Annotated in this window: 16 protein-coding genes; 9 read left to right on the top strand and 7 right to left on the bottom strand. The window is 73.2% G+C overall.

The window, feature by feature from the left end; all coding sequences use genetic code 11:
* Positions 1 to 4 precede the first annotated feature (4 nt).
* Both ACIQUT_RS29250 and ACIQUT_RS29245 read left to right on the top strand, forming a co-directional pair.
* Positions 5 to 1,204 (top strand): sensor histidine kinase, encoded by a 1,200-nt coding sequence (locus ACIQUT_RS29250; RefSeq protein ID WP_403567105.1) that lies wholly within the window; start codon positions 5 to 7, stop codon positions 1,202 to 1,204.
* Between the two features lie 49 nt (positions 1,205 to 1,253).
* Positions 1,254 to 1,964 (top strand): response regulator, encoded by a 711-nt coding sequence (locus tag ACIQUT_RS29245; RefSeq protein WP_403567103.1) that lies wholly within the window; start codon positions 1,254 to 1,256, stop codon positions 1,962 to 1,964.
* An 81-nt stretch (positions 1,965 to 2,045) separates the two neighbouring features.
* Here ACIQUT_RS29245 and ACIQUT_RS29240 read toward each other — a convergent pair whose 3' ends face one another.
* Entirely contained in the window at positions 2,046 to 3,467 is a 1,422-nt protein-coding gene (locus ACIQUT_RS29240) for a PH domain-containing protein (RefSeq protein WP_403567101.1), read from the bottom strand.
* Positions 3,464 to 3,967: a PH domain-containing protein gene (locus tag ACIQUT_RS29235; protein WP_403567099.1), complete on the bottom strand. Its 504-nt coding sequence runs from the start codon at positions 3,965 to 3,967 to the stop codon at positions 3,464 to 3,466. Before ACIQUT_RS29235 ends, ACIQUT_RS29240 begins: the two co-directional genes overlap by 4 nt.
* A gap of 80 nt (positions 3,968 to 4,047) precedes the next feature.
* Between ACIQUT_RS29235 and ACIQUT_RS29230 the strand changes: the two genes are divergently transcribed.
* The 4 genes from ACIQUT_RS29230 (at position 4,048) to ACIQUT_RS29215 (ending at position 6,874) form a co-directional block, all read left to right on the top strand.
* Positions 4,048 to 5,190: an NADH-quinone oxidoreductase subunit D gene (locus tag ACIQUT_RS29230; protein WP_403567097.1), complete on the top strand. Its 1,143-nt coding sequence runs from the start codon at positions 4,048 to 4,050 to the stop codon at positions 5,188 to 5,190.
* A 55-nt stretch (positions 5,191 to 5,245) separates the two neighbouring features.
* The gene (locus ACIQUT_RS29225) at positions 5,246 to 6,157 is read left to right on the top strand and encodes an arylamine N-acetyltransferase (RefSeq protein ID WP_403567095.1); all 912 of its coding nucleotides are present in this window, start codon (positions 5,246 to 5,248) and stop codon (positions 6,155 to 6,157) included.
* Between the two features lie 73 nt (positions 6,158 to 6,230).
* Positions 6,231 to 6,443 carry a hypothetical protein gene (locus ACIQUT_RS29220; protein ID WP_403567093.1) on the top strand — a complete coding sequence of 71 codons (213 nt, stop codon included), beginning with the start codon at positions 6,231 to 6,233 and terminating at the stop codon, positions 6,441 to 6,443.
* 98 nt (positions 6,444 to 6,541) lie between these two features.
* Positions 6,542 to 6,874: a hypothetical protein gene (locus tag ACIQUT_RS29215; RefSeq protein WP_403567091.1), complete on the top strand. Its 333-nt coding sequence runs from the start codon at positions 6,542 to 6,544 to the stop codon at positions 6,872 to 6,874.
* 78 nt (positions 6,875 to 6,952) lie between these two features.
* On the opposite strand, the gene ACIQUT_RS29210 is transcribed toward ACIQUT_RS29215, so the two are convergent.
* From ACIQUT_RS29210 to ACIQUT_RS29195, 4 genes are all read right to left on the bottom strand, one after another.
* Positions 6,953 to 8,131 carry a hypothetical protein gene (locus ACIQUT_RS29210; RefSeq protein ID WP_403567089.1) on the bottom strand — a complete coding sequence of 393 codons (1,179 nt, stop codon included), beginning with the start codon at positions 8,129 to 8,131 and terminating at the stop codon, positions 6,953 to 6,955.
* Positions 8,132 to 8,228: 97 nt separating this feature from the next.
* Positions 8,229 to 9,218 carry an ABC transporter substrate-binding protein gene (locus tag ACIQUT_RS29205; protein ID WP_403567087.1) on the bottom strand — a complete coding sequence of 330 codons (990 nt, stop codon included), beginning with the start codon at positions 9,216 to 9,218 and terminating at the stop codon, positions 8,229 to 8,231.
* A gap of 103 nt (positions 9,219 to 9,321) precedes the next feature.
* A complete protein-coding gene (locus ACIQUT_RS29200; RefSeq protein ID WP_403567085.1) occupies positions 9,322 to 9,987 on the bottom strand; it encodes an ABC transporter permease in 666 nt (221 codons plus the stop codon).
* 5 nt (positions 9,988 to 9,992) lie between these two features.
* Complete coding sequence (locus ACIQUT_RS29195) at positions 9,993 to 10,679, bottom strand: ABC transporter permease (RefSeq protein ID WP_403567083.1); 687 nt, start codon at positions 10,677 to 10,679, stop codon at positions 9,993 to 9,995.
* 722 nt (positions 10,680 to 11,401) lie between these two features.
* Here ACIQUT_RS29195 and ACIQUT_RS29190 point away from each other — a divergent pair.
* Positions 11,402 to 12,373 carry an ABC transporter ATP-binding protein gene (locus ACIQUT_RS29190; RefSeq protein WP_403567081.1) on the top strand — a complete coding sequence of 324 codons (972 nt, stop codon included), beginning with the start codon at positions 11,402 to 11,404 and terminating at the stop codon, positions 12,371 to 12,373.
* A gap of 89 nt (positions 12,374 to 12,462) precedes the next feature.
* Here the strand turns inward: ACIQUT_RS29190 and ACIQUT_RS29185 are convergent, their stop codons facing one another.
* Positions 12,463 to 13,572: an alpha/beta hydrolase-fold protein gene (locus ACIQUT_RS29185; protein ID WP_403567080.1), complete on the bottom strand. Its 1,110-nt coding sequence runs from the start codon at positions 13,570 to 13,572 to the stop codon at positions 12,463 to 12,465.
* 152 nt (positions 13,573 to 13,724) lie between these two features.
* Between ACIQUT_RS29185 and ACIQUT_RS29180 the strand changes: the two genes are divergently transcribed.
* Positions 13,725 to 15,578 carry a phosphatidylglycerol lysyltransferase domain-containing protein gene (locus ACIQUT_RS29180; RefSeq protein WP_403567078.1) on the top strand — a complete coding sequence of 618 codons (1,854 nt, stop codon included), beginning with the start codon at positions 13,725 to 13,727 and terminating at the stop codon, positions 15,576 to 15,578.
* 240 nt (positions 15,579 to 15,818) lie between these two features.
* On the top strand, positions 15,819 to 16,688 hold the full coding sequence (gene folP / locus ACIQUT_RS29175) for a dihydropteroate synthase (protein WP_403567076.1): 870 nt from the start codon (positions 15,819 to 15,821) through the stop codon (positions 16,686 to 16,688).
* Position 16,689 lies beyond the last annotated feature (1 nt).

Genomic DNA, 16,689 nt, shown 5'->3' with positions numbered 1-16,689 from the left:
TTACGTGCAGCGCCTCTACGACTTCCTCCGCAGACACCCGACGGGCGTCGACACCTTCTGGGCTGTCCTCCTGTCCGGGATCGCCATGCTGGTGGTCGCCGACAGCGGCGCCGACACCGCCGCCAAGCTGATCGCCGCCCCCTCGGTGATCGCGATGGGCGTCGTCGTCGCCCTGCGCCGCAAGTGGACGCGGCAGATGTTCTGGCTGGCCGTCGGCACCGGCGCCTACCAGCTGCTGGCCGGCGTCGAGTCCCACATCGCGGACTTCGGCATGCTGGTCGTCCTGTACACCGTCGCCGCCTCGGCCGAGCTCCCGCGCCCGCTGTCGCGGGCCGCGCTCGGCCTCGGGCTCGCCGCCTCCCCGCTGTACGCGCTGCGCTTCCCCGTCGACAAGGGCAACAGCGCCAGCAACGTCATGTTCGTCCTGTTCGCCATGGTCCCGTTCGCCCTCGCCTGGGTGCTCGGAGACTCCCTGCGCACCCGCCGCGCCTACTACGCCCAGCTCGTCGAGCGGAACCAGCGGCTGGAGAAGGAGCGCGAGGCCCAGGCCAAGGTGGCCGTCGCCGCCGAGCGCGCCCGGATCGCCCGCGAGCTGCACGACGTCGTCGCGCACAACGTGTCGGTGATGGTGGTGCAGGCGGACGGGGCCGCGTACGTCATGGACGTGGCGCCGGAACAGGCCAAGGAGGCCCTGCAGACCATCTCCGGCACGGGCCGGCAGGCGCTGGCGGAGATGCGCCGCCTGCTGGGCGTGCTGCGCACCGGGGAGCCGCAGGAGTCCGAGGACTACGTGCCGCAGCCGGACGTCGAGCAGATCGAGGTCCTCGTCGAGCAGGTGCGGGCCGCCGGCCTCACCGTGGACTTCGAGGTCGAGGGCACCCCGCGCAAGCTGCCCAGCGGCGTCGAGCTGACCGCGTACCGGATCGTGCAGGAAGCGCTGACGAACACCCGCAAGCACGGCGGCCCGGACGCCAGGGCGAGCGTCCGGCTGGTCTACTTCGACGACGGGCTCGGCCTGCTCGTCGAGGACGACGGCCGGGGCGCGGCCCACGAGCTGTACGAGGACGGCGGCGCCGACGGCGCCGGGCACGGGATGATCGGCATGCGCGAGCGGGTCGGCATGGTCGGCGGCACCCTCGACGCGGGCCCGCGCCCCGGCGGCGGCTTCCGCATCAGCGCGCTGCTGCCGCTGAAGAAGAGCTGACGGGCCGCCACGGGTCCGACGGGACCGGGCCGCTGCGTATGCTCGCCACATGACTGCCTTTGATGCGCCCACGCCGGCGAATTCCGTGAGGGTCATGCTCGTCGACGACCAGGTGCTGCTGCGCACGGGCTTCCGCATGGTGCTCGCCGCCCAGCCGGACATGGAGGTGGTCGCCGAGGCCGGCGACGGCCTGGAGGCGCTGGAGGTGCTGCGGTCCACGAAGGTGGACGTGGTGCTGATGGACGTCCGCATGCCCCGGCTGGACGGGGTCGAGGCCACGCGGCGGATCTGCGAGCGCCCCGAGCACCCCAAGGTGATCATCCTGACCACCTTCGACCTGGACGAGTACGCCTTCTCCGGGCTGAAGGCGGGCGCGAGCGGCTTCATGCTCAAGGACGTCCCGCCGGCGGAGCTGCTGGCCGCGATCCGCTCGGTGCACAGCGGTGACGCGGTGGTGGCCCCCTCGACGACCCGGCGCCTGCTCGACCGGTTCGCGCCCCTGCTGCCGACCGGCACCCAGGAGCCGCAGAACAAGGAGATCGAGCGGCTGACCGAGCGCGAGCGGGAGGTCATGCTGCTGGTCGCCCAGGGCCTGTCGAACGGTGAGATCGCGGGCCGGCTGGTGCTGTCGGAGGCCACGGTCAAGACGCACGTGGGCCGCATCCTGACCAAGCTGAACCTGCGCGACCGGGTGCAGGTCGTCGTCCTCGCGTACGAGTCCGGCCTGGTCCGGGCGGGCGGCGGGCCCGGCCCCGCGTAGCGCCCGGAAGGGGCGCGGGGAACTGCGCGACCGGCCACGACGGGCCCGCAGACGATCACCGGACCGTCACAGCGGCTCCGCTCAGGTCATCCAGCGGTCCGGGCGGGCGTCCGCACGGGAGGTGCGCGAACGGTCCGCCTGCGCCTCCAGCAGGGCCGCGGCCTCGTCCGCGGCCCGCACCCGGGCCGTGACCGTGGTGTTCGCGCCGGTGTCCACGCAGACGTCGGCCACACCGCGGGCCCGCTCCCACGGGCCCTGGATCAGCCGGACGCTCTGCACCTTCGCGTGCGGGACCAGCTCCGTACGGCGGCACAGCCGCCCGCGCCGGGCCGCGAACACCTCCCCGGAGACGGCCAGCGCGTACCCCTTCCACCACACCGGGACCACCCAGCGCGCCCGGTCCCCCGGGGACGGGCGGAAGTCCAGGGCGTCCGGGTCCACACCCGGCAGCACCCGGGCGATCAACGCCCCCGCGGCGGCCCGGGAGGCCACCGGGACGAGCACGCCGTTCTTCGAGCCGGCCACGGACAGCTCCACCCGGACCCAGCCGCGCCGCCGCCACAGCAGCGGCTCGACGATCCGCAGGGACTGCACCCGCCCCGGCGGCACGGTCTCGTGGGCCCGGTCCAGCAGCCCGCGGTCGATGCGCAGCCCGTCGGGGGACTCGGCGACCCGCCAGTCGTACTCCTCCTGGAAGCGGCCGGCCGTGGCCGCCCAGATGCCGCCGAGGATCGGCACCAGCGTGCCGAGGGTCGCCCAGACGCTGTCGCTGAACCACCAGACGGCCAGCGGCGCGGCCACCACGGCCAGTACGGCGGCCCAGGTGCCGAGGTTGAGCGCGAGCGACACCGCGAGGTCGCGGGGCCGCACCCGCAGCAGCTCCTGCTGCGGGGCCTCGCCCACCGCCGCCGCCTCCGCGGGGGCGAAGCCGGCCGCCCGGGCCAGCAGCTCGGCCCGCAGCTCCGCGGCCTCGCGCTCGTCGAGGAAGGCCAGCTCGTCCTTGGACTCGGTGCCGATCACGTCGAGCCGCAGCTTGGCGACCCCGGCGATCCGGGCCAGCAGCGGGCGGGTGACGTCCACGGCCTGGATCCGGTCCAGCCGGATGTGCGCGGTGCGCCGGAAGACCAGGCCGGTGCGGATGCGCAGCTCGGTGTCGGTGACCGAATAGTGGGTGAACCACCAGCTCAGGAAGCCGTACACGCCGAAGACGACGACGAGGACGGCGATCACCACGGCCCGCACGGCGGGGGTGAGGTCCTCGACCCACTCGGCCAGCCGCTCGCCCTGCTGGGCCACCACGCCGGCCGTGGCGGCGATCGGCACCCAGGCGCGGCGCAGCGGGGTGAGCACGTGCAGCCGCCGCTCGGCGGCCGGTCCGGGCACCGCGGAAACGGCAGCGGGCACGGCACCGGGCACGGTAGTGGGCACGGCGGCGGGAGCGGCAGCAGGCACGGCGGCGGAATCGGAGACGACGGGACCGGTCTCCGCGGACTCGGCGGTCACAGGCCCGCCGACCTTGCCTCGCCCAGCTCCGTGAGCCGGTCCCGCAGCCGCTCGGCGTCGGCCGGCAGCAGGCCGGGGATCTTGGCGTCGGTCGCCGCGGCCGCCGTGTGCAGCTGGACGGAGGCCAGCCCGAAGCGGCGTTCCAGCGGCCCCGAGGTCACCTCGACCAGCTGCATCCGCCCGTACGGGACCACGATCTGCCCCTGCCAGAGCACGCCCCGGCTGATCAGCAGGTCGTCGGCCCGCTCGGCGTAGCGCCAGGACCGCCAGTTGCGTTCGAGCAGCCCCCACCCCCAGGCCAGGACCGCGAGCCAGAACGCCCCGGCCGCCGCCCAGACCGGGCCGGCCAGCAGCCACAGCAGCAGGGCGGTCGCCCCCGCCAGCAGCAGCATCCACACCACCAGCAGCAGCCTTCGCACCGTGAGCAGCCCGCCCTGAAGGCCCACCCAGCCGGGCCCCGCCCCGTCCATCCCCGTCCCCGTCCCCGTCCCCGTGTCCATGTCCCCACCCTAGGGCGGCGGGGAGCCCGCCCCATGGGACCAGAGGACGAGATCCGGCGCCCGGCTGAGACAATGCGGCCATGACGGAGACCACGGTCGGCATCGGCGGAGCGGCGGAGAGCACCGACATGGTGCTCAACATCGGACCGCAGCACCCTTCCACGCACGGCGTGCTGCGCCTGCGCCTCGTCCTGGACGGCGAGCGCATCGCGAGCGCCGATCCGGTGGTCGGCTACATGCACCGCGGAGCCGAGAAGCTCTTCGAGGCCCGCGACTACCGGCAGATCGTCATGCTCGCCAACCGCCACGACTGGCTGTCGGCGTTCTCCAACGAGCTCGGCGTGGTCATGGCGGTCGAGCGGATGCTCGGCATGGAGGTCCCCGAGCGGGCCGTGTGGATGCGGACCCTGCTCGCCGAGCTGAACCGGGTGCTGAACCACCTGATGTTCCTCGGGTCGTACCCTCTCGAACTGGGCGGAATCACCCCGATCTTCCACGCGTTCCGCGAGCGCGAGGAGCTCCAGGCCGTCATGGAGGAGATCTCCGGCGGCCGCATGCACTACATGTTCAACCGCGTCGGCGGCCTCAAGGAGGACCTGCCGGCGGGCTGGCTCGGCCGGGCCCGTGCCGCGGTCGCCGACGTCCGCAGCCGGATGGACGTGTACGACAAGCTGGTCCACGGCAACGAGATCTTCCGGGGCCGCACGCGCGGCGTCGGCGTCCTGTCCGCCGAGGCGGTGCACGCGTACGGGGTCTCCGGCCCGATCGCCCGCGCCTCCGGCGTCGACTTCGACCTGCGCCGCGACGAGCCGTACCTGGCCTACGGCGAGCTGCAGGACGTCCTGAAGGTGGTCACCCGGACCGAGGGCGACTGCCTGGCCCGCTTCGAGTGCCTGCTGGACCAGACGCACAACTCCCTCGACCTGGCCGACGCCTGCCTGGACCGGATGGCGGAGCTGCCGCCCGGCCCGGTCAACCAGCGCCTGCCGAAGGTCCTGAAGGCGCCCGAGGGGGCGACGTACGCCTGGACCGAGAACCCCCTCGGCATCAACGGCTACTACCTGGTCTCCAAAGGCGAGAAGACCCCGTACCGGCTGAAGCTGCGCTCGGCCTCCTACAACAACATCCAGGCGCTGTCGGTACTGCTGCCGGGCACGCTCGTCGCGGACATGGTGGCGATCCTGGGCTCGCTGTTCTTCGTCGTCGGCGACATCGACAAGTAGTCGCGGACGGACAAGTCGCGGGAAACCAGGGGCCGTCAGCGCCTAGGGTGCGGGAATGACCACCCTTGGCATATGCGACGGCCACGACGGATACCTGCGGCGGCTCGGCTTCGCGGAGCCGCCCCGGCCCACCACCGAGGCCCTCTTCGCACTTCAGCGCGCCCACCTGGAGCGCATCCCGTACGAGAACGTCGACATCCAGCTCGGCCGGCCGCCCGGCATCGACCCCGCGCTGTCGGTGCGCCGCTTCGCCGACGGCCGCGGCGGGTACTGCTTCCACCTCAACGGCGCCTTCGCCCTGCTGCTGGAGTCCCTCGGGTACGACGTGACCCGGCACCGGGCGGGCGTCCTCGGCCCGGCGGACCGCGACCGGCACGACGTGAGCGGGGACCACCTGGCGCTGACCGTGCGGGTGGACGGCGAGGAGTACTTCGTCGACGCCGGGCTGGGCGACGGGCCGTACGAGCCGCTGCCGCTGCGGGCCGGAACGCACCGGCAGGGGGCGTTCACGTACGGGCTGGCCCCGCTGGAGGGCGACGAGCCCGGCTGGCGGTACCTCAACGACGCGGGACCGTGCCCGGTGGTCAACTTCCTCGCGGCGCCCGCCGCGACGGCCGACTTCGAGGCCACGCACGAACGGCTGTCCACCTCCGAGGACTCCGGCTTCGTCCGGACCTTCGCGATGCTGCGGCGCGACGCGCACGGGATCGACACCCTGCGGGGGCGGGTCCTCAGCCGGATCGACCCGGTGAAGGGGGCCAGCGAGCGGATCCTGGACACGCCCGGGGAGTTCTGGTCGGTGGTGGGCGGGCTGTTCGAGCGGGCCCTCGACGACCTGACGCAGGAGGACCGGGAGGCCCTGTGGGACCGGGTGGGCCGGGCCCACGCGGCCTGGCTGGCCACCCGCGACACGGACCGCAGCGCGGACCGGGACTCGGCGGAGGCGGACGCGGAGGCCGGGGTCTGACCATCGCCGGACCATCGCGGCAAGCGGTGTCCCCGGCGGGGGCGCTGTCGGTGCGGGAGGGCACACTGGGGGCATGGCGCATTCCCCCCGACGAGCCTGTCCCGCATGCGGGCGCGACTGCGCCGTGACCGCCGGCCGGATCGCCCGGCACGACCCGCCCGCCGGGCGGGACCGCGGCATGGTGTCCTGCCCCGGCTCCCGGGCCCGGGTGGTGCTCGGCGCGGCCGCGCCGACGCTCGACGGCTTCGTCCTGCCGGACCTGCCGGGCCAGCTCCCGCTGTTCTGAGGGCCGGGCACCCCGCCCCGGGCGTTTGAGTACGCCGGGCCGCGGAGCTGAGTAGCCGTACGGATCCCCGGCCCGGCCGGGCGGGACAGGATGGCGCCATGACCACCTGGTACCAGCAGTCGCCCGCCTCGCCGCAGCGCGCCGCCTCGAAGCGGGCGAAGCGGGGCTCCGGCATCGCCTTCGTGCTGTTCCTGCCCGTCCTGTTCCTGGCGAAGCTGGCGGTGCTGGCCACGGAGGAGGGCGGCACGTGCCTGATGCGCGGCGGCTGCGAGCCCTTCCCCGGCGTGTTCTTCCTGTCGCTGGTCGGCGGCGTGCTGGTCGCCTTCGCGGTGGCGATGACGGCACGGCCGCTGACGGCCCAGCGGGTCGCGCTGGGGGTGCAGCTGCTGTTGGAGGTCGTCGCCATGAACGTGGTGCTCGCCTACCCCTGAACACGGGCACGGCGGGCGCGGAACCGGAGTGGGTGCGTACCGTCCGGTCCCTGCGCGGCGCTGTCCGACGGCCGGCGCTCAGGAGATCGCGCTGCGCAGCCGGCCCACGTTGATCGGCTCGGTCTCGTCGTGCTCGGTCAGGTCGATGACCTGGCCCGCCTCGTCCGGCCCGGCCGCGGCCGCAGCGGCGGCATCGGACTCCGGCTTCGGCTCCTGCTGCGGCTCCGGCTCGGCGGCCCGGTCCGACTCCGCCTTGTGGACGGCCAGGGCCTCCTCCCCGACCACGTCGGCCAGGTCCTCGTTCTGGACCGACTCGATCGCCGCGCGCGCCTGGTCGGCGCCCTTCGTGCCGAAGAAGTCGAAGCCGCCGACGGTGCGGGAGGCCGGGCGGCGTGCGGCCTGGTACGGGGCCACCGGCCCCGCGGGGCGGCGCGCCGGGAGGGCGGAGCCGGCCGACCGGGTGTCTGCTGCGGCCTGCGGCTCGGTGCCGGACTGGGGTCCGGTGCCGGACTGGGGTCCGGTGCCGGACTGGGGTCCGGTGCCGGACTGGGGCCCGTCGGCCGGCGCGGGCTGCCGCTGCCCGGCCGGGAGCTGTGCGGGCTTCGCCGGTGCGGGCAGCGGAGCCCGGGCGCCCGGTCCCCCGGGGCCTCCCGGGCCCGCCGGACCGGCCTCGGCCTTGTTGATCAGGGCGCTCAGGGCCGCATGGGCGCGGGCGTAGCCGACCGCGGTGGGCGCGCCGCTGGAGGTGCGCTCCTCGGTGACCGGCGGGAGCTCCTTCGCGGGGCCGGCCACCGGGGCCGCGGACGCTTCGATGGCCAGCAGCCGGCGGCCTTCCAGGGCGGTGGCCCGCTCGGTCTCGGCGGTGGCGTACCGGCGCAGCAGCGCCGCGTGCTCGCCGCGCAGCCCGGCGATCTCGACCCGCTTGGCCCGCAGCTTGGCGTCGAGCTTGGCCCGCAGGACCCGGGCCTCTTCGAGGTCGGACTCCAGCTCGGCCATGCGCTCGTCGGTCTTCCACTCGTCCTTGACCCGCTCGCGCGCCAGTTCCGTGACGCGCCGCCCGGCCGTTCGGTCCCAGGTGCGCATGACGAGGGCGGCCGCGATGCCCGCGGCCGCGGCCAGCGCCACGAGCAGCCGCAGCGCCACGGGATCCGCGAGCAGCCAGGCCACGGTCGCAGTGGTGAGGGAAACACCGGCCACGGCCGCGGGAGTGAGCAGCCGGTGCAGGGGTTCGGGATTGCGGTGGCGTCCTCGGGGCATGGCCAGAAATTTACAGGGCGTGGGGGCCGCTTGGGGATGGCTGCCCGGCAATCTGTTCCCGGTCAGTTATCCGCGGTGCCCCTCGCCCCGGCGGCCGCTACCCGCCGATCAGCCCCTTGGCCTTCAGATAGGCCTTCGCGGCGTCCGCCGGCTTCTCGCGCCGGGCGTCGATCCGGCCGTTCAGTTCGACGAGGTCGGCGGTGGTGAGGGCCTTGGTGAGCTTGTCCAGTGCGGCCGCGATCTCCGGGGCGCCCGCGTCCTTGGCGTTGACGACGGGCAGGACGTTGTCGGCGTTCTGGAGCTTCTTGTCGTCCTCCAGCAGGACCAGGTCGAAGCTGTCCAGCGTGGCGTCCGTGGTCGTGGTGAGCACCAGCTGGTCGGTGCCGTCCTTGACGGCCTGCTTGGCCTGGGGGGTGCCGACTCCCTTCGGGTCGATGCCGGAGACGTCGATTCCGTAGGCGGTCTTCAAGCCCGGGGCGCAGAAGGGGCGTACGGCGCATTCGTCGCCGGCCGCGATCTTCACCTTCAGCCCGGACCTGCCGAGGTCGGACAGGGTCCGGAGGTTGTTCTTCCGGGCGAATTCCTTCGTCACCGCGAAGGCGTTCTGGTCGACCGCCCCGCCCGCGGGCAGGACCTTCAGGCCCAGCGGTGCCGCCAGCTTCTCCAGCCCGGCCACCGTGGCGGCCGGGTCGCTGGAGGCGACCGGCTTCTCCTGGGGTGCCTTCGGGCCGTTGACCTTGGCGTTCAGGAATTCGGCGAGCGTGGCCGCGTACTCCGGGACGATGTCGATCTCGCCCTTCTCCAGGGAGGGCTCGTACAGCTCGCGGTTGTTGACCGTGGTGATCGAGGTGCTGTAGCCGGCGTCCCGGAGGACCTGGGCGTACAGCTCCGCCAGTACGTTGGACTCGGTGAACCCGGCCGCGCCGATCACCAGCTTCCCCTTGCCGGAGTCGCCGTCCCCGGACGCGGACGCGGCACCGCCGGCTTCCTTGCTCTGCTCCAGGCTCGCGCCGCCGCAGGCGGTGAGGGAGGCGGCGAGGGACGCCGCCGCGAGGGCCGCGGCCAGGGCGCGGGTGGACTTGCTCATGTCGTGCTCCTCCGGTGAGGTGGATGCGAACAGGAACGGGCGGGCCGGGCGGCCGGCCGCGACCAGCGCGCCGCCGGCCGTGTCGGCGCGCCATCGGCCGTGGTCAGCGCGCCGCCGGCCGGGCCAGCAGCCGCTCCGCCGCCACGAGGACCCCCTCGACCAGCAGGGCCAGCGCCGCCACGAGCAGGGCGCCCGCGATGACCTGCGGCGTGTTGTACGTGTTGAAGCCGGCGGTGATGATCCGGCCGAGGCCGCCCTGACCGACCATCGCCGCGATCGTGGCCGTGGCGACGACCTGGACGGCGGCCGAGCGCAGACCCGTCATCAGCAGCGGCCGCGCGAGCGGCAGTTCGACCCGCAGGAACAGCTGGCCGCCGGACATGCCCATGCCGCGGGCGGCCTCCACCACGGACCGGTCGACCTCGCGCATGCCGACGTACGCGTTGGTCAGCAGAGGCGGCACGGCGAACAGCACGAGCGCGACGACCGTGGGCAGGTAGCCCGCGCTGCGCAGCGGCGAGACCATGAACAGGGCGAGCACCGCGAACACGGGGACGGCCCGCCCGGCGTTGGAGAGGTTGACCGCCAGCGCCCCGCCCCGGCCGATGTGGCCGAGCCACAGCCCGACGGGCAGGGCCACCGCGCAGGCGACCGCGAGGGCGATGCCGCTGACGCAGGCGTGCTCGGCGAGCCGGTGCCACACCCCGTTCTCGCCGGACCAGTGCGCGCCGTCCGCCAGCCAGTCCCAGGCCCCTCCCATGACACCCACGGCCCTTACGCCCCCCTGTCCGTCGCCGCCGTGCGCGTCCACGGCGTGAGCAGCCGCTGCAGCCCGAGCAGCAGCAGGTCCGCCACGAGGGCGAGGAGCACGCACAGCACGGAGGCGGTGAGCACCTGGGCCTTGAAAGAGCTGTTCACGGCCGGGGCGATGAGGTTGCCGAGGCCGCCCTTGCCGACGATCGAGCCGACGGTGGTCAGCGCCACGGTCGAGACGGTGGCGATCCGCAGCCCGGCGAAGAGCGCCGGCAGCGCCAGCGGCAGTTCGACCTGCCACAGCAGCCGCGCGGGCCCGTAGCCCATGCCGCGCGCGGCCTCCCGCACCTCCTCCGGTACGGCCTCCAGCCCGGCCAGCGCGTTGCGGACGAGGATGGTCAGCGAGTACAGCACCAGGCCGGTCACGACCAGGGAGGCGGACAGCCCGAACAGCGGGAGCAGCAGGGAGAACATGGCGAGGGAGGGGACCGTGTAGAGCAGCGTCGTCAGGCCCAGCACGGGTGCGGCCCAGTGCCGGCCGCGGCGGGCCAGCAGGGCCAGCGGGACGGACACGGCGAGGCCGATGAGCACGGACGCGGCGGTGATCCAGACGTGTTCGAGGGTGGCGGCGGTCAGCTCCTGGGAGCGGGAGGTGACGTACTCCCAGCAGATCCAGTCGTTCGCCACCAGGCAGCTCTGCTCCGCCATGCCGTCCCCCCTCCCCGCCGGTCGTACGCACATCCGTCCGAAAACATGAAGCCAGGAGCGACCCTAACCGTTCCTAGCGACGTTGGCCGGTGTTGGCCGCATCGCATGAATCCGGACAGGTAGTCCGGTGACCTTCCGAACGGTCGTGAAGGTCGGGGAACAGCGTGTGCTGGTCACCTTGGAGCAGGTCCGTCTTGCCGCCTCTGGTTGGCGTGCGTCCTGTCCTGGGTGGGCTCACGGTCCCACGCGCCCTCGGGATGAATACGGCCTGGCCGGCAGCTCTCCGCTCCACGATCCTCTGGTCGTGGCCGGTCACACCTGGCCGACGCCGTGTTCGGTGCCCGAGGGCGCGTCGTCCGATGGCCACCGAGGCACCGTGGTGCCTGGTGACCGTGGTCTTGGTCTGCTGCTGGAGCGGGGTCTTCCAGTACCGCTCGCCCCAAATGCTGGTGTAGGCCGGATCGACGGCGATGACGACCAGGCCCCGGTGGAAGGCCATCGAGCGCAGGCGCTCGCGGAACTTCGCGGTGGGGATGCCGGAGACGGTGCGGCGGAAGCGCTTGCCGCGGCCGCCCCGTCCCATCGTCTCCCGGCCGGTGGCGCGGGCGTCGTCGAAGCCCAGGTCCTCGATCGCGACCCCCGCGCAGCGGTGCCGCTCGGCGATGCGGATCGGGCAACACGCTCTTCACACGTCCGCGCCGCCGGTAGGGAAGGATGGCGGTGTGATCCGATTCGAGCATGTGACCAAGCGCTACGCCGACGGGACGACCGCCGTCGAGGACCTGTCCTTCGAAGTGGCGGAGGGCGAACTGGTCACGCTGGTGGGCCCGTCCGGCTGCGGCAAGACCACCACGATGAAGATGGTCAACCGGCTGATCGAGCCCACCTCCGGGCGGATCCTGCTCGGCGGCGAGGACATCGCGGCCGCCGATCCGGTCGAGCTGCGCCGCCGCATCGGGTACGTCATCCAGCAGGTGGGGCTGTTCCCGCACAAGACGGTGCTGGAGAACACCGCGACCGTGCCGCAGCTCGTCGGCACCCCCCGGGCCAAGGCCCGGGCCCGGGCGGCCGAACTCCTCGAACTGGTCGGCCTGGACCCGGCCGTGTACGGCGGCCGCTACCCGCACCAGCTGTCCGGCGGGCAGCGCCAGCGCGTCGGCGTGGCCCGCGCGCTCGCCGCCGATCCGCCGGTGCTGCTGATGGACGAGCCGTTCGGGGCGGTGGACCCGGTGGTGCGCGAGCGGCTGCAGAACGAGTTCCTGACGCTGCAGAAGACGGTCCGCAAGACGATCCTGCTGGTCACGCACGACCTGGACGAGGCCGTCCGGCTCGGCGACCGCATCGCCGTCTACGGGACGGGCACCATCGAGCAGTTCGACCGCCCGGCCGCGGTACTGGGCTCCCCCGCCACCGCGTACGTCGCCTCCTTCGTCGGCGCGGACCGCGGGCTCAAGCGGCTCGCGGTCACCCCGGTCGGGACCGCCGACCTCGCACCGGCCGACGGGGCGGAACCGGAGGCCTCGGTCGCGCTCGGGGCCAGCCTGCGCGAGGCCCTGGCCGCGCTGCTCCAGGAGGACTCGGGACGGATCGGGGTCACGGATCCGGAATCCGGCGCGCTGGTCGGCGTCCTGACCCCGCAGGGGGTGCACCGGACGCTGCTCCGGGCCCGCGCCGAGGACGCCGACGCGGCCTGACCGGGCCCGCCGACCGGGCCGGAAAACGCCGTGTGGCCGGCCCTTCCGGGCCGGCCACACGGTCGTCACAGGTCGTTCGGCGCAGGCCGTCAGGCCTGGATGCGGTTGCTCATCCACGTCAGCATCGGCGGGATCTCGCGGCGCCAGGTGTTGAAGTTGTGGCCGCCGCTGTCGAGGATGATCGACGAGACCCGGTCCGGACCCTTGACCAGCTTGACGAACTTGCGGGTGTCCGTGATGTTCGGCTCGCCCGTCTCGCTGCTGGTCACCAGGAACGAGGTGCCCGTCGGCTTCTTGCGCTCGATGCTGTACAGGACGTCGGCGCGCTTCTTCAGGTTCTCGTCGCCCTGGAACAGGTTGCCGGTCGTGGCGTCGTTCGGGGCCTCGTAGTACGCGGACAGGCCGGCCGCGGCACCGAAGGTCTGCGGGTAGTGCGCGGCGATCTTCAGGGCGCAGTAGCCGCCGGTGGAGTTGCCGATGAAGCCCATGTTCTCGGGCTTCTTGCCGACCCGGAAGGTGCTCTGGATGGCCTGGGGCAGGTCCTGCGCGAAGAAGGTCTCCGTCTGCGGGCCGCCGGGGATGTCCACGCACTCGGTGTCACGCGGCGGCGCCACGGTCGGGCGCAGCATGACCAGGATCATCGGCTTCATCTTGCCCGCCTTGGCCTGCTTGAAGGCCGTCATCGGGTAGTTCAGCCCTTTGATCAGGTTCTCCGCGGTGCCCGGGTAGCCGGTCAGCACGATCGAGGCGGGGAAGTTCTTGTCCTTGTGCTGCGGCTGGAAGTACTCCGGCGGCAGCCACACGTACCCCGGGCTCGTTATCTTCGACTTCTCGCCGGATATCGACACCTTCAGGATCTGGCCGCCGACCTGCGGCTGGGCCCCGCCGGGGACCTCCAGCTTCTGCTTGTCGACGACCTTGATGTCCTTGCTGCTCATCGAGTGGTCGACGACCTTGCCGACCGAGGTCTCCTTGCCGAACAGGTCCGCCCACGAACCGTAGAAGGAGAAGGACTGGTTCGCCGCCAGGCCGACCGCCGAGAACACCGCCAGCTGCGTCGCGAACAGGAGGCCGATCCGGCCCAGCACCGCACGCCACGTGCGGCCCGAGAGCCGGGGCCAGAACCACACCGTGGCTGCAAAGAGCAGCACACCGGCAGCGACGGCGATCGCCAGAACCGTATTACTGGTGAGACCCATGAGCTGTCAGTCGACTTTCTGGTGGCAGGACAAGTTTTTCTCGACGAAAGAGTGAACCCGCTCGCGCTCGATGTCGTCCTAGTGGACGCACCACACTCCGGAGGCTGTCGCGGCCTTCGGCCACTTGATCTCTCGCGGAGCAACGGGAAGCGATGTCTAGCAGGATAGATGGCGATAAGTCGGGACAGGTTCCGAGCGGGGTACGCCGAATCTTCCGCGGACCACGACCGGAGTCCGTGCCCGGGCTGGTGGGAACGGCCGTCACGGTCGTCGGCCTCCTCGACGTTGCGGCGGGCGTGTTCCCGCGGTTCCAGCACAGCCGGCTCCGCGCCGTCGCGGAGGTGATACCCGGCTCGACCCGGCCCATGGCGGCAGCCGTCACCATCTGCGCCGGCGTCCTGCTGCTCCTGCTCGCCCACGGCCTCAAGCGCCGCAAGCGCCGCGCCTGGCGGGCGGCCGTCTTCCTGCTGCCGGTCGGAGCCGCCGCACAGTTCGTGTACCGCCACTCCTACATCGGCGTGGTGATCGCTGTCGCCCTGCTCGCCCTCCTGTTGCGCCATCAGGGTGAATTCAAGGCGCTGCCCGACCCGCGCAGCCGCTGGAAGGCCCTGGCCAACTTCATCCTCATGAGCGCCGGCTCGATCGGCCTCGGCCTGGTCATCGTCAACGCCCACCCGAGCAAGGTGGTGGGACGCCCCGGCCTCTACGAGCAGATCGCACACGTCCTGTACGGGCTCGTCGGCATCGAGGGCCCGGTCGCCTACTCCGGCGGCCGCGCGGACTGGATCGTCGGCTACTCCCTCGGCGCGCTGGGCATGCTGACCGCGCTGACCACCATCTACCTCGCCTTCCGCCCCGAGCACCCCGCCGCCGGGCTCACCTCCGACGACGAGGACAAGCTGCGCGAGCTGCTCACCAAGCACGGCGGCCGCGACTCCCTCGGCCACTTCGCGCTGCGCCGCGACAAGGCCGTCGTCTTCTCCCCCAGCGGCAAGGCCGCCGTCACCTACCGCGTCATCTCCGGCGTGATGCTCGCCTCCGGCGACCCCATCGGCGACGTCGAGGCCTGGCCCGGCGCCATCGAGCGGTTCATGGCGGAGGCCAAGGCCCACTCCTGGACCCCGGCCGTCGTGGGCTGCAGCGAGACCGGCGGCGAGGTCTGGACCCGCGAGACCGGCCTGGACGCCCTGGAGCTCGGCGACGAGGCCATCGTCGACGTCAAAGACTTCTCCCTCACCGGCCGCGCCATGCGCAACGTCCGCCAGATGGTGAAGCGCATCGAGCGCAACGGCTACACCACCAAGGTCCGCCGCGTGGCCGACCTCACGGAGGAGGAGCTGGAGCAGGTCCGCGGCGCTGCCGAGGCCTGGCGCGGCACCGACACCGAGCGCGGCTTCTCCATGGCCCTCGGCCGCGTCGGCGACCCGGGCGACGGCGACTGCATCATCGCCACCGCCCACCGCGTGGAGGAAGGCGACACCAGCCCGTTCGGGGACCTGAAGGCCATCCAGCACTTCGTGCCGTGGGGCAAGGACGGCATGTCGCTGGAGCTGATGCGCCGCGACCGCGCAGCCGACCCCGGCATGAACGAGCTGCTGATCGTCGCCTCCCTGGAGGCCGCCCCGTCCCTCGGCATCGAGAAGGTCTCCCTGAACTTCGCGATGTTCCGCTCGGCCCTGGCCCGCGGCGAGAGGATCGGCGCCGGCCCGGTGCTCCGCATGTGGCGCAGCCTGCTGGTCTTCCTGTCCCGCTGGTTCCAGATCGAGTCGCTGTACAAGTTCAACGCGAAGTTCCGCCCCCGCTGGGAGCCGCGCTTCATGGTCTACCGCACCACCCGCGACCTGCCCCGCATCGGCTTCGCCGTCATGCAGGCCGAGGGCTTCGTGACCCTGGCCCTGCCCCGGCTGTTCGCCGGCCGCCGCGGCCCCAAGCCGGAGCGCGCCTGCGCCCACACCCACCTGAGCGCCGTACCCGCCCGGCCGGAGCGCGAGGCCCAGGCGGCCTGACGCCCCGCGGCCGCACCGCCGCACCGCACGTGAAGCCCGGCCCCCGGTGAACCCGGGGCGCCGGGCTTCGTGCTGCGCCGGGCCTCGTACCGCGCAAGGCCTCGTGCCGCGCCGGGCTCCGCGCCGCGGGCTTCCCGCCTTCCGGCCTCCCCGGGCGCGCACCCGGGGCCCCGTACCGCCCGGCTCCCGCCGCGCACCGCCCGGGCCGTGCCCGATCCGGGGCAGCCCTACCCTGGGACCATGAACATCAAGCACGGGGCCGCCGGCAGGGGCCGGGTCACAGGCCTGCCGGACTGGGACCGCTGCGCGGTCATGGGCGTCGTGAACGTCACCCCCGACTCCTTCTCCGACGGGGGCCGCTGGTTCGACACCACCGCCGCCGTCAAGCGCGGCCTCGACCTCATAGCCCAGGGCGCCGACCTCATCGACGTCGGCGGCGAGTCCACCCGGCCCGGCGCCACCCGCGTCGACGAGGAGGAGGAGCTGCGCCGCGTCGTCCCCGTGGTCCGCGGCCTGGCCTCCGAAGGCGTCACCGTCTCCGTCGACACCATGCGCGCCTCGGTCGCCGCCCGGGCCGTCGAAGCCGGCGCGACACTGGTCAACGACGTCAGCGGCGGGCTCGCCGATCCCGGCATGATCCCGGCCGTGGCCGCCGCCGAGGTGCCCTTCGTGGTGATGCACTGGCGCGGCTTCAGCGCCGACATGAACAGCCTCGCCGTGTACGACGACGTCCTCGCCGAGGTCACCGCCGAGCTCCGGACCCGCATCGAAGCCGTCATCGCCGGCGGCATCGCCCCCGAGCGGATCGTCGTCGACCCCGGCCTCGGCTTCGCGAAGATGGCCGACCACGACCTGGCCCTCGTCGCCCACCTCCCCGAGCTGCGGGCCCTCGGCTTCCCGCTGCTCGTCGCCGCGTCGCGCAAGCGGTTCCTCGGCCGCGTCCTGGCCGGCGCCGACGCCGCCCCGCCGCCGGCCCGCGAGCGCGACGCCGCCACCGCCGCCGTCTCGGCCATCGCCGCCCACCAGGGTGCCTGGGCCGTCCGGGTCCACGAGGTACGCGCCACGGCCGACGCGGTTCGGGTGGCCCGCGCGGTGGAAGGGGCTTGGTGAC

The organism is Streptomyces sp. NPDC090445 (assembly GCF_044769385.1).
In the GTDB taxonomy this organism is placed as follows: domain Bacteria; phylum Actinomycetota; class Actinomycetes; order Streptomycetales; family Streptomycetaceae; genus Streptomyces.
Note: the sequence above shows the minus strand (reverse complement) of the source record. Positions and strands in the feature narration are given on the sequence as shown.